This is a genomic window from Bacillus sp. FJAT-28004 (assembly GCF_001280845.1).
In the GTDB taxonomy this organism is placed as follows: Bacteria; Bacillota; Bacilli; order Paenibacillales; family Paenibacillaceae; genus Pristimantibacillus.
In genome coordinates this window covers 923606-937108 of sequence record NZ_LGHP01000002.1, presented here as the reverse complement: position 1 = coordinate 937108, position 13503 = coordinate 923606, and the positions used below count along the sequence as shown (strand labels likewise).

General features: G+C 44.3%; 10 protein-coding genes. 4 read left to right on the top strand and 6 right to left on the bottom strand.

All coding sequences use genetic code 11. From position 1 onward, the window contains the following. Nucleotides 1-95: 95 nt before the first annotated feature. Entirely contained in the window at nucleotides 96-1895 is a 1800-nt protein-coding gene (uidA, locus tag AC787_RS26140; RefSeq protein WP_054027879.1) for a beta-glucuronidase, read from the bottom strand. Nucleotides 1896-2022: 127 nt separating this feature from the next. On the opposite strand from uidA, the gene AC787_RS26135 reads away from it, so the two are divergent. Next, nucleotides 2023-3231, top strand: coding sequence for a helix-turn-helix domain-containing protein (locus tag AC787_RS26135; RefSeq protein WP_054027878.1), 1209 nt, complete (start codon nucleotides 2023-2025; stop codon nucleotides 3229-3231). Nucleotides 3232-3313: 82 nt separating this feature from the next. Here the strand turns inward: AC787_RS26135 and AC787_RS26130 are convergent, their stop codons facing one another. From AC787_RS26130 to AC787_RS26115, 4 genes are all read right to left on the bottom strand, one after another. Beyond that, entirely contained in the window at nucleotides 3314-4174 is an 861-nt protein-coding gene (locus AC787_RS26130; RefSeq protein ID WP_054027877.1) for a sugar phosphate isomerase/epimerase family protein, read from the bottom strand. Nucleotides 4175-4201: 27 nt separating this feature from the next. Continuing rightward, nucleotides 4202-5362 (bottom strand): Gfo/Idh/MocA family protein, encoded by a 1161-nt coding sequence (locus AC787_RS26125; protein WP_200930763.1) that lies wholly within the window; start codon nucleotides 5360-5362, stop codon nucleotides 4202-4204. 116 nt (nucleotides 5363-5478) lie between these two features. Continuing rightward, entirely contained in the window at nucleotides 5479-6402 is a 924-nt protein-coding gene (locus AC787_RS26120) for a helix-turn-helix domain-containing protein (RefSeq protein ID WP_054027875.1), read from the bottom strand. Nucleotides 6403-6634: 232 nt separating this feature from the next. Continuing rightward, on the bottom strand, nucleotides 6635-9175 hold the full coding sequence (locus AC787_RS26115; RefSeq protein ID WP_054027874.1) for an adenosylcobalamin-dependent ribonucleoside-diphosphate reductase: 2541 nt from the start codon (nucleotides 9173-9175) through the stop codon (nucleotides 6635-6637). A gap of 276 nt (nucleotides 9176-9451) precedes the next feature. Between AC787_RS26115 and AC787_RS26110 the strand changes: the two genes are divergently transcribed. The 3 genes from AC787_RS26110 to AC787_RS26100 all read left to right on the top strand — a co-directional run bounded on the left by AC787_RS26110 (nucleotide 9452) and on the right by AC787_RS26100 (nucleotide 13249). Continuing rightward, nucleotides 9452-11275 carry a DEAD/DEAH box helicase gene (locus AC787_RS26110; RefSeq protein WP_054027873.1) on the top strand — a complete coding sequence of 608 codons (1824 nt, stop codon included), beginning with the start codon at nucleotides 9452-9454 and terminating at the stop codon, nucleotides 11273-11275. After that, nucleotides 11272-12231 carry a YqhG family protein gene (locus AC787_RS26105; RefSeq protein ID WP_054027872.1) on the top strand — a complete coding sequence of 320 codons (960 nt, stop codon included), beginning with the start codon at nucleotides 11272-11274 and terminating at the stop codon, nucleotides 12229-12231. The genes AC787_RS26110 and AC787_RS26105 overlap by 4 nt, the downstream gene beginning before the upstream one ends. A 124-nt stretch (nucleotides 12232-12355) precedes the next feature. Next, entirely contained in the window at nucleotides 12356-13249 is an 894-nt protein-coding gene (locus tag AC787_RS26100) for a hypothetical protein (protein WP_054027871.1), read from the top strand. Here the strand turns inward: AC787_RS26100 and AC787_RS26095 are convergent. Next, nucleotides 13240-13434 carry a YqzE family protein gene (locus tag AC787_RS26095; RefSeq protein ID WP_054027870.1) on the bottom strand — a complete coding sequence of 65 codons (195 nt, stop codon included), beginning with the start codon at nucleotides 13432-13434 and terminating at the stop codon, nucleotides 13240-13242. The genes AC787_RS26100 and AC787_RS26095 overlap by 10 nt on opposite strands. Nucleotides 13435-13503: the final 69 nt, after the last annotated feature.

Sequence of the window (13503 nt, the reverse complement as noted above, 5' to 3'; positions counted from 1 at the left end):
TCTCGGGACGGGATAGACGTTAGCCAGCGGCCTTCATCTATCCGAATTCCCGAGTTTACATTTACGTTCATTACATGGTGCAAGGCCAATCGCAATTATTGCTTATAACCGAAATCCGGAATGGCAGACCATCTTTCGCGCAGTGCGTGGGCTGCGTATTTGGGTTTTCTGTCCCTTGTGAAAATACCCTTCTTGTTCCCTTGCACACGGATAAATCCTTGGCTTGTATTAAAATCGGCAAAGTTCCACACCTGCTCGCCGACGAAATTATCGAATTCATCAAAAACTTCATGATTCGCACGCAGGTACTCGACTTGATATTCTTCCGTAAACATGACGGCATCGATATCATGTAATCCTGCAACCGTATCGGCGCCGTATTCGGTCATCACAATCGGTTTGTTTGGACAGCGCTCGCGCCATCCGTTCAGCTCCTTACGGAGATTCACTTTCGCATTTTCCAAATCCCCGCCATCCACATACCAACCGTAATACCGATTTAATGCGAGTACATCGACAAGCTCTGCTACTTTGCATGTATCGGGTGTTGACATTAAATGCGTGACGATAGTTACCGGTCTTTTTTGCGGGTCAATGGCTTTAGTCAGTTCAACAAGCGGTTTAAAATACTCGTATGCCCCTTCTTCCTCAGAAGCCGGTTCATTCGCAATCGACCACATGACCACGCAAGCATGGTTTTTGTCCCTAGCTATCAACTCTTTAATTATTTCTTGATGATGTTCTTGCGTTTTTAGTTCAGCCCAAGTATTCCTTTTTGCACCTCCGCCAAACATCGCGGCCATAAAATTCAAATGAAGTCCTACAGCAGGAGTCTCATCGATAACGACTAAGCCTTCTTGATCGGCTAATCTCATTAGCTCTTCCGAATAAGGATAGTGTGCCGTACGGAATGAATTGGCTCCGATCCATTTCATTAATCGGAAGTCCATAACATTGGCCGATTCATTAAAGCCTCTTCCGTGAATAGGGGTATCTTCATGCTTGCCGAATCCCTTGAAATAAAACGGCTTATTATTAATCAGGAATTTTCCGTCAATGACCTCAACTGTTCTGACTCCGAAAGGCTGGAAATATACATCAACGATTTGATCGCCGTTTAATAGCTCTACTTTAAGATTGTACAAATAAGCGTTAAGCGGCTCCCACAGCTTCACATCGGCGATTCTGATTTCGCCTTGCGCTTCGCCCGCTTCTCCGACTATTGCACCGTCTGCATTTAATACGCTTACTCTAACGTCAGCCTCTCCCACAACATCCAAAGAATAGTTCACAATCCCTGACTTCTCATTTATTGAAGGAACGATCGTAATGTCTTTGACATACGTTTGGGGAGTCGAATAAATCTTGACTGGTCTATGAATTCCTGCGTAATTAAAGAAATCGAAGTTCGGCTGATTCCGAGCAACCTTGCCTACGCCGGGAATATCTTTCTCCGTGTAGATCCCAATCGGGAGCGTTGTTTCGTCCACGATACTATTTACGGCAACCGTTACACGGTTTGAACCTCCGACCAGATTTGAGCTAAGCTCGGCTTCAAAAGGGGTGAAACCGCCTTTATGCTCCATCGTGAGCTCTCCATTCACATAAACCTTAGCCGTATGCGTTGCCGAACCAAACCGCAGCACGATTCGCTGGGAACGGAAGATACTCGGTACCGTAAATTCTTTCTCATACCATACCCAGCCTACGTGATTACGAATATCGGCGGTTACACCTACATCATTGAAAGACGAAGGAACTGCCATATTCATCGTTTCGTTAAGCGAAGATTGAAACCATTTCTCTTCAAAACCTTTTCCGGTATCCAGCTTGAATTTCCAAATACCGTTTAAATCAATAATTGCACGGGAATCACTTACTATGGGATATAACATCTCTCTACTCCTTTGTGTACCTTATTGTGTTTCTGTAAGATAAAGCTTATACTAAAAGCGCTTACAAGAATAAGTACTGTATTAGCACATTCAGGACTAAATTAACGTCAAGGAGACACGGCTCAACATGGGACATGATTTTCTCCAAATCACTCCGATCAGTACGACCATTTTTCATTTGACGGGTATTAATACTTTAGTGTTAGACGAAGACGGTTCTACCTTATTCGCTCATGAGCATGACCAACTGTTGGATTTTCTTTTTGAAGAGCAGAGAGAAACTCTTCAACACCTTTGCAAGGAAGCAGTGCGACATGATCAATGCTGCTTATATACGAACGACTGGGGACTTTCCTACTTAGCTCGTAATTTTCAAACCAGCAACAACGGCACTCTCGTTTTGGTAAACGGCCCTTTCTTATTGCAAATCCCGGATACGAGTAAACTAAACATTCAACAAAACAGTCGATTTGCGTTAGAAGAATTTTTTAGAGGCCTGACGCTTCTCGGGATCTCCAAAGTACAAAGTATTACCAACATTCTCGATAAAGCAGAGACGCTTTATCATGTTCCGATGAAGGTTATCCCCGCAAGACAAAAACATGTAGAGCAGCATCAAAAATCAATCACTGATTCTAACTATTATCAACCTGATGAACAGGATGTCGAATTAATCGAACACAAATATCGTTTTGAGAAAGAAATCATGCATGCTGTAGAACTTGGCGACACTGAGCTTATAAACGATTTGATGATAAAAATGAATAACATGTACGATCTCTCCGACAGGTTCCCGAACCAACCGGTTAGAGCCATGAAAAACGGTTTAATTATTTTTAATACGTTATTACGTATAGCCGCAGAAAAGGGAAAAGTACAGCCATTTTTCCTTCACAAAATTTCCGAAAAATTTTCCAAGCAAATCGAGCGTACCGATAAAATTGAATCCTACGATACTTTAATGGCACTCATGAGCAATGAATATTGCGAATTAGTGAATCATAATGCGATCTCAGGCTATTCCCCTTTGATCAAGAAAGCCATGGAACACTTAAACACTTACATGGGCAAACCTCTGAATTTGGATAGCTTGTCTCAACATTGTTTTGTTCATCCCGTTCATTTATCGAGACAATTCAAAAAAGAAACAGGAATGACCCTTACTGACTACCAAAACTTAATCCGAATTAAAGAAGCAAAACGGTTATTGAAAAACGTTCAAGATACGATTGCCAATATCGCTGGAGCCGTCGGCTTTAATGACTCCGGATACTTCACACGTATTTTCAAAAAAATTGAAGGCATAACGCCAACGGAATACCGCAGCTTACAATAGAACATTATTCATGCAAAAACAGACCTGAAGCCGCTGGGCAGCATCTGGTCTGTTCAGTTAACTATAAGATCGCATCGATTTTTTAGAACCAATCGGAATAGCCCATTGCTCTTAAATTGTCGCCCGATATTTTCAAGCAATCAAAGGGATCGCGCCCGTAAAGCTCATCCTGCTCCACTAAAAAATACTTTGCCCCGCTCGCAAGGCCCGCTTCAATAATTCCTTTCATATCCAAGTTTCCTTCGCCGACTTCCGCAAATTCAATCACATTGGTGAACCGCTGGAAAAACTTTGGCATATCCTTGAAGTCTTCCTCATCCACATTCATCTGCCCTACCCGATAATCTTTTAAATGCAGCAAAGAGATACGGCCCGCGTATTGTTTGATCAATGTGATCGGATCTAAGCCCGCTCTTTGAATCCAATGGACATCTAACTCAAAACCTAGTTTAGAGGTATTGTTCTTCATTAGATCCAATAAATATTCGCCATCATATTTCGCAAATTCAATATGGTGATTATGATAATATAATTCGATGCCATGCTTGGCTAATCTCTCCGCCATCATTTCAGCTTTCCCTATAAACGCCATTATTTTTTCTTTATCGCCCATGATATGGAACGGCAGCATACCGATGCGTAAGAAGCTGCAATTCAAGATTTTGCAATCATTCACCATTTTCTCAAAATCATTGGTTAATGTTTCGCCAGGCATGCCCGGCAGCATCGGCTCCAGGGCAGCCGAAAGTGAGGCAATTTTGATATCGAAATCTTCAGATGCCCGTTTAAACGCAGCTACGTTATCTTCCGTCATCGGAATTTGAGATACTTCAACACTCCGGTACCCCAATTCATGTAACGTTCTCATTGTCTCATAAACGCCTAACTCTTCGACTTTTCCTTTAAGCATCATCATTTGTACGCCAATCTTACCTTTTCCCATGTGGTCACGACCTCCTTTTATGCTGCATTATTTATGAATCGGTGTTTTTCTTTCTTCTTCCACCTTCTTGTTTAATTCAGCTGCAAATAACTCTTCATCAAATGGAATATCTACTTCTTTGCCTAACCAGCTAGACAGATGGATCGCGTTCGCCAGCCTCACACCATGGATTCCATCGGTGCCAGGCGCAAGCAAAGGTGTGCCGTCAACGATATTCGCAGCAAAATTTTCCAGGACAGCGATATGCTGAGCTCCCCAAACACTTTCAAATTCCAGCACTTCTTCCTCATATATTTCGGAGAGGCCTTGGCCCATAAATATTTTCACGACATCATCCCATTTCATCGTTGAACTCATTTCGGACTCTAATTTATTCAGTCGTTTGATCGTAATTTTTTTGCTGTCATCAACGACAATCTTCCCTTTATCTCCCAATATTTCAAAGCGGTCCGTGCCAATAACATCATGTGTGCACGTAATAAATACACCCGTAGCGCCATTCCCGTAGTCGAGCATTGCGGTTACTTCATCTTCGACAGCGATATTTCTTTGGTATCCGTACTTAACATTGGAATAAACCTTTTTTGGCATACCGCAAATCCATTGGAGCAAATCTAATTGATGCGGTGCTTGATTTACGAGTACACCGCCGCCTTCACCGCCCCAAGTTGCTCTCCACGCGCTTTGCTCGTAGTAACCCTGCGGTCTCCACCAGGTTGTAATCATCCAGTTAGTGCGGCGTATCTCACCGATTTCACCCTGATCAATCATCTCTTTGACTTTTTGATAAAGCGGATTGCTCCTCTGGTTAAACACAATGCCAAAGGTTAATGCAGGTTTGGATGCTGCAAAATCGTTTAATTCTTGTACCTGTTTGGTATAGACACCAGCCGGTTTTTCGACCAAAGGGTGGATGTCTCTCTTTAAAGCCTCGATGCCCATTTCGGGGTGAAGATAATGCGGAACACAGGTTACAATCGCGTCAACATTACCGCTTTCGAGCATGTCCACGTAATTTTCATAAAAAGGAATGCCAGGATACTTATCCACGCACATTGCCTTTTTTTCTGGGTCAATGTCACATATCGCCCCGATAACCATGTTATTGACTTTTCCATCTGCTATAAATCCGGCGTAAAGCCCGCCTTGCGCACCTATGCCGATAATTCCCATTCTTACTTTTTTCATTATGAATTCTCCTCACGTAAATTTTTCCGAAAATATCGATTTGCAGCTGATAGGCATTTTTGTATCCGCTTTCAATTAACCGTGCTTAATCTTGAGACTTAACCCTTGATGGTTATTCAAGGCTCGTCGTCCCTCATTCGCATGCGTTTTTTTTCACGGTAACCGGATGGCGTGATACCCATCTTTTCTTTAAAATAGCGGCTAAAATGCGACACGCTCTCAAAACCCGCTGCACGGGATACCTCTGTCAGAGACCGATCAGGCTCTATTTCCAGCAAATATTTAACCTGATTCAGTCGGCAGCCCATTACGTAATCCATCACCGTAAAACCGGTCGTTTCTTTGAAAATATGCGATGCATAATACTTACTCAGATTTAACTCCGCAGCCAATTGATCCAAACTTATTTTTTCGGTATAGTGCGCCTTAAGCCAAGTCGAAATCGCTTCGGCATGCTGTTCCTTTCCCGTCATTTTTTTCCGCACATGGGTGAATTTTTTTTGTGCCATTTTGTAAATGCCCAGCAGCAATTGTACAACATCCATTTTCAATTCCGCTTCAAGCAGCTCGTTTTTTTGGCCTGTTCGCTTCATCTCTTCGTTTATCTGAACTAAGAAGCCAGCGATCCGCTTGATGCTTCCCTCGACAAACTGCCCCGATTCATCATTCCCCGTTCGAAGCAAACAATTGTTAAGGTTATGAAAGGGTTCCAACAACTTCAAAGCTCCAAGAACAGTCAACAGTTCCTGCAACCAAGCAGGCGAAAAATGAAGCATACTCCTCGTATACGTAGGAATGGAACGCGGATTGGGCTTATGCAAGGTCAAGCCGTCCAATAAGATGATATCGCCAGGCTGCAAATCATATATCTGATTATTAATTAAATACTTGCACTCCCCTCCATAAAAATAATAAATCTCATATTCATGATGGGAGTGAAAATTAACGATAGGAATCTCCATTCCTTGCACGCGGTAAAAGGCTGTAATCCATTCATCCAGTACTTTTGCTTGGCATAAAGGAATTTTCCAGTCATCCATTACTCTCACACCTTTACAAATAAAAGCCGTCAAACGAGTATGCCATTTGAAACTGCTTTTATAATAATATATTTGGTGGCAAATAGCTTTCGACAGAGTTGCTCAAAATGCCCCGAGATTTGACTGAGATTGCTTTTTAAGTTCTTTAGTTATTTTTTTGATCTTCAGCTGCAAATAAAAAGTCATCGTTATCGGCTTCCCGGTAACGATGACTTTTTCACTAAATGAACAATCAATTACACTTGCTAAACCCACATTGCGTACATTGCTTACAACCTTCAATATTAATGAGAGCTGCAGAGCCGCATGACGGACACAAATCAACGGAAGAAGTGTCTTCATTAGCTTTCGAGAACGTATAATCCGCAGACGCTGCTGTTTCTTCTCTTTGCACTATTTGTGTAGCGGACTCTTGCTCCATCCCATTCTCCATATGAATCTCCAGTGATTTTGCAACGGCATCAGCTATAGACTCCACTCGATTGACTCCGAATCCAATCGCTCCAGATCCGCCGATGCCTTTTAAGTGTTTGACGAGCAATTTCACCTTGTTTCCATGATCGCCATACCGTAGAAATAATGAGCATACTCGACCCAAGGCCTCAGCCATCGCAAATACATCAGAGCCTGCCTTGCCAACATTCAAGAATATTTCTGCCGGTATGCCATTCAGGTCATTTATCGTAATATAAGCCATGCCAAATGGTGTGTTTACCTTATAAGTTGCGCCCCGCAGCACATGCGGCCTGCGTTTATACTGCTTATCAAGCTCCTGCTCCGGTTGAACCGCAGGGACAACTGCTTCCACCAAAGCTGCGTCAAAAGCGACCTCAGCCTTCTCCTCTTTCGCCGTAGAGAGCACTTGCACATCTCGGCTGCCATCCCGGTAAATCGTTACGCCTTTGCAGCCAAGCTCAAATGCAAGCTCATATAACCGGCCCGTCTCTTCCACCGTAAAATCAGCCGGACAATTCGCCGTTTTGGATATTGAGCTATCTACCCAGCGCTGAATAGCCGCTTGTACTCTAATATGATCCTCAGCAGACAAACTCATCGAGGTAACAAAATAATCGGGGAGCTCCTCACCTGGATGAGACTCTTTCCAAGATGCAGCGATCGGCACATCCTGCTTGTCAAAGCCAAGCCGACTCTGACGATAGTATTCGAATGCAAAATAAGGCTCAATGCCTGTAGAGGTTCCAACCATCGTACCTGTGCTGCCGGTTGGCGCTTGTGTAATAACCGTCACATTTCGCATGCCTCTCTCAGCTACTGACTTTCCGATCTCCGGAAACTCGGCTATTAATTGTTTCATAAATCCGCTCTGAACATATTTATCTGCTTCGAACGCTTGAAATGAACCTTTCTCAGCAGCTATTTCAGATGATGCCAAATAAGACTCGCGCGCCATAAATCCGTACAGCTTATCTAAAAAAACCAATGATTCCGCGCTGCCATATCGGACACCAAGCTTAATCATAAGCTCTGCGAGCCCCATCGTACCAAGTCCAATTCGGCGCTCCAGCTTTTGATTACGTTCATTTTCTTCAAAATGATAAGGTGTCTTATCAATAACGTTATCCAGGAACCTTACCGACCACCTTGTCACCTTAGCAAGTTCATCCCAAGCAACGTCATGCTTCTCTTCATCATAAAACTTGGATAGATTCACAGCAGACAAATTACAAACGCCCCAGCCTGGCAGCCCTTGTTCTCCACAAGGATTTGTACTAATGATCGGATTGAAATACCAGCTGTTCGACATTTGGTTGTAATACTCCATAAAGACGACGCCTGGCTCAGCTGATTTCCAAGCCGATTCAATAATCGCTTGCCAAATTTCACGAGCACGCACGGTTTTGTAAGAAATGACCCTTTTGCCAAGCTTACGCCATTCTTCCAGATCCCCAGTCCAAAGCTCGTTATAATCAATTTCCTTTGTATCTGGGAAGACAAGCTCCCAATCCAAATCTTCCTTCACTGCTCTCATAAATGCGTTGCTTATGCAGACAGACAAATTCGCATTGGTCACTTGACCCATCGTTTGTTTAACCGTAATGAAATCCAACACGTCCGGATGCCAATCATTGATCATAAGCATCAAAGCGCCTCTGCGGCTTCCGCCCTGCTCAATCAAGCCCGTCGCATAACTGAATAGACCGCCCCACGAGACAGCACCGCTGGATGATCCGTTGACGCCGGCAACAATTGCTCGCTTCGGTCGAAGCGACGATAGATTCATCCCAACACCGCCACCTCGTGCCATAATTTCAGTCATCTCAGTGAGCGTTGTCATGATGCCGCCGCGGCTATCTTTTGGTGAAGGAATCACATAACAATTAAACAGCGTCAGTTCCTCACTGGCGCCGGCACCCGCAGCAATTCGCCCCCCTGGAACCAGCTTCCAATCATCCAATAAATATCTGAATTTTTCACGCCATTCCTTTTGCTTATCTAGACCTGCTTCAACGGATGACATCGCACCAGCAAGACGATCCCACATTTCCTCCGGCGTCTTCTCTATTGTAAGGGTGAGCTTATCGATACTAGACTCCACAAGCTCACCATTTCTAAGCTTAACCGTGACATTATTACCTTCACGCGAGATCACCTCTCCGACTTCCTTTACAGGAAATTTCGGATCATCTTTCGTTAGAACAAGCGCGATATCGCCGACCACCGTATTACTCGTATCTGCATTTTTCCAAGCATATCGATCCAAAAATATTTTCTCACTTAGTCCCTCAAGTCGCTTTTCACCAGACATCTCCATCGCGAATGCTTCCTCCCTCAAACTAACGTGCTGAAGGCATAGGTAAGATACTATATGCTTTTAGCACAATATATTGTGTCATTAAACCATTATACTATACTATATGTTGATTAACATGCTTGTTTGTGGCGAAATTTAGCAAACCTGACCACTAATATGCCCACTCTCATTATATTTCTAGTCCATGCTCTTTTTTTAGCAGTATCTTATTAATATTAGATGAGAAGGCAATACTAATAACAACTTATCCTTTTACTGCGGAAGGAGCTGTACTAGATGACATTTCAGACGACACCGCAGGCTGCCTCAGGTGAAGCAGGCTCGGCTTTAACTTCTCGCAAGCTTCATCCTTTAGTCGAACTGCAGCATGACCGCTCTTGGTTTGAAGAACTGCAAAACCGTTTGTCAAAAGGCGGTCCATGGGATGATTGGACGTTATATCAGCTCGCCATGGAGGCCGAGCAAGCGAAGCGAATAGAAAGCTTTGAAGAATTGTTATGTTTGCGATCCCTTCCGGCCTTCGAGCCGATGGCACATCAAATCAGCACAGCCCGCAAAGTCGTGCATGAAATGGGAGGCCGCGCGATTTTAGCCGATGAGGTAGGTCTAGGGAAAACGATAGAAGCAGGACTCGTTCTCAAGGAATACATCGTGCGCGGATTAGCAAAGCGTATCCTCATTCTTGTCCCCGCTTCACTTGTGCTCCAATGGGTGCGTGAGCTGAATCAGAAATTCGGCATCTCCGCTGTAGCTCAGAAGAAGGAGCATACATGGGGATATGATGTAGTTGTCGCCTCTATCGATACCGCGAAGCGTGATCCGCATCGCGAGATTGTGCTAGGTACAGATTATGACATCATCATTATCGATGAAGCGCATAAGCTGAAAAACAAGAAAACGACTAACTATCAGTTCGCTAATCTTTTGCGTAAAAAATATTGTTTGCTACTTACGGCCACTCCTATCCAAAACGATATGGATGAGCTGTTCAATCTCATTACACTGCTCAAGCCAGGTCAACTAGGCGGTCAAAGTGAATTTGCTGCAAACTTTGTTGTCGACAAGCGTCTACCGAAAAATGAAGATCAGCTGCAGGAAGCTCTGTCCGGCGTCATGATTCGTAATCGGCGCGGGGACGGCGGCATTCATTTCACGAAACGATTTGTCAAAAATATACCGCTTAACCTTTCAGAAGAAGAGCAAGCGCTGTACGATGCGGTAACCGGGTTCGTCAAAGAGCGTTATGAGGAAAGCGGCGGTGATTTATCGAGCATGCTCTCTCTCGTTACCCTTCAGCGTGAAGTATGCAGCAGCCGCGATGCCGTATTTCTAACTCTTGTGAATCTATTTAAGAAAACGTCAGAAGACTCTCCTATGCGTCCAAAAATATGGGAGCTCGTCGAGAAGATTCGTAATATCAAGGCAAATACAAAAGCAGAAAAAGCGATGGAGCTTGTCAAAGAAATGGATGACAAGGTCATCATCTTTACCGAATACCGGGCTACTCAGGAATATTTGCTGCAGTTTTTCCGTGCGCAAAACATGATTGCCGTACCTTATCGTGGCGGTATGAACCGAGGCAAGAAGGATTGGATGATGGATTTATTCCGTGGTCGCGCACAAATCTTAATCGCAACGGAAGCTGGCGGCGAAGGGATCAATCTACAATTTTGCCACCATATGATTAATTTCGACCTGCCATGGAATCCGATGAGAGTCGAACAACGCATTGGCCGCGTGCATCGCCTTGGACAAAAGGAAGACGTGAAGATCTATAACCTATGCACAATCGGGACGATTGAAGAGCATATCGTCAACCTATTGCATGAAAAAATCAATCTGTTCGAGCTTGTTATCGGTGAGCTGGATCATATATTGGAGCGTTTCGAAAAAGGGGATGGCTCGCTTGAGCAGCGACTTGCTCGAATGCTGCTCGAATCGGGCAACGATACGGATTTAAAACAGAAAATCAATCATTTGGGCTCTTCCCTAAGCCGGATTCGTGAAGAGGTGTTGACCGGAGAAAATCCGCTGCCAACAAGTCCTGATCTACTAGTGAATTTGGATACGCTTGGACAAACTGTGGAGGTGCAGCCTTGAACGAAAAACAGGTGCACAAATTCGTAAACCGCTATTTAGAAGCTACAGAATGCTCGATTCTAGAAAAATCACCAAGCCATTTTACGGTCAAGCTCTCTCCTCACGCCGACCGTGAGCTTACGAATCGCCCCTACTACTGGAGCTTCGTCGATCGTGTTGACGCAGAACCGGAGACGATGACTTTCCTGTTCGTTACCGACAAAAACAAATATGATGCTGCCGAAGAGCTAAAAAAAAATGAAGCTGTGATTACGGAGCAGGATGCTGTTTTAAACGCTCAGGATATAGCTGCGAATGCTGCTCTTGGACGGTCTCTTGGATTCGTTCACGGAAGTCTGACAGCACCTGTTCGCGTTCCGCGCGAAGACCTGTTTTTTGGCGCACGCAAGCTGGAGCAAATATTTGATGCTGCGAAGGCGAAGGGCAGTTTCGTTCATTTATTTCAGGAGCCTGATAAACGTTCCAGTAATCCCTTTGCTTCTACACCTTACACTGCATGGCTATCGGTTAATATGCGAGTGGAATTTGCTTGCGATCGCAAGCGTGAAGAAATTCATAGCTACGGCGTCTCGCTAGCGACTGGCCAATGTATAGAGCATTTCTACGATCGGTTGCTCACGCATAAGCTTACACCACGTCTGCCAGCTAATATTCACATCACCAAAAACGGCCTTTCCTTTAATAAAGCACTTAACATCGTGGAGCAAACGCTTGAGCGCAAGCTTCGCAGCTACGACTATAGCTGGGCTGAGGGTGCCTCGGCTAGGCTAAAGGAAGAGCTTGACCGAATAATCGGCTATTATGAGCCGCTCGTTAAGAATGCTCTCGAAGATAACAAGCCGGCAATCGAAGAGCAATTCGCACAACGTCAATCCGAAATAAGGTGGCAATACGAACCTAGAGTGACTGCGTCCGCCATTAACTGCGGCATCTTTCATCTCGAGGGTATCGATTGACATAGATTAGACGTTATCCGCAGCAATACGTCAAAAAAAGGCGGTCACTAGGCCGCCCTTACACGACAGGTTGTAACAGCCTTCTTAAAGCTTGTCCTATACAATAACATGGAGGTGATTAATTATGCCAAAAAAATTCATTAAGTTTACTGCGGCATGCGTCTTAACCGCTATTGTATTGTATGCAGGCGGATTGCAGCCACAAGCTGCTACGGCCGTTTCTAATCCTACAACCGTTTATGAGCCTGTTCAGCAGCAAGCGCAGCGCTGGGTTGAAGAACTAGCCGTACAGCCATCTTTTGCCGCATGGAAGAAGTCGACGATCGTTGTTTCTCCAATCGGACCAGGAACGCATAGCTGGCTTGTACTTGTCATGCAAAATAAAAATACAGTTGGTTATCTCGTCGTTAATGCGGTGGAGACCGGTGGATATCAACTGGGTGAGTACGGAACAAACAGCCAACCCTTATTCGACGAGAGCACTCTCACGCGAGCGATTAAGCAGCTGGAGCTTTTGAAACCTGCAAACCAGATTGAAAGGTTATACGTTCATCCTCTCCTTGCCGCATGGAGAATAACGACGGCGGAAGAAACTTATTATGCCGATGCCGCTAGTGGTGAATCGCTTCCTGCCAACAAGGAAGATTGGATGAATGCTGCTTCAACAAAGCTTGATAAGGCCGTCCCCTTGTTAAGCACGCAGAAAGCAGCACTTCTCAAACAAGTCTCTCTGCCGTCATTTAATCCATTTGATAAGCTTCCTTGGCTAACGAATAAACCTCTCACTTTAAGCTCAAGCTCTTACTCATCTCTTTTTGCCAAAATAAACAACAAAGAACAGCTCCGCTATACCGCAGAGCTGTTTGATGGTCAAATGTTGTATGTCTGGTCTGTAGTCGGATATAACAAATGGGACAACGAACAAATTTATGTCGCTCTTGAAGCAGGTGAAGATGAATCCGATCGCCGTTATATTCCGCTTCAACTTCTTATCGAACTTGGCCACTTTTACCGATGACGCTCAGCGCGTCCTCGCCACCATAACATGATACTCATAGGTCCCCATCCAAACCAACGCGTTAGCCAATGCTCTCTCCGAGATTTGGCTAACACATTGGTTTGTTTCCGTTCTTCCCTTGGCGTCTCTATATAAGCAATTAATTTTTCGGCCATAAATTTAACGTATTCATCGCCTTTTGCCATATGACTCATTCCCTTCAATACCGTATGAATTAATAATTTAAGTTTGCCCCTTAACCATCCAAACTAAAC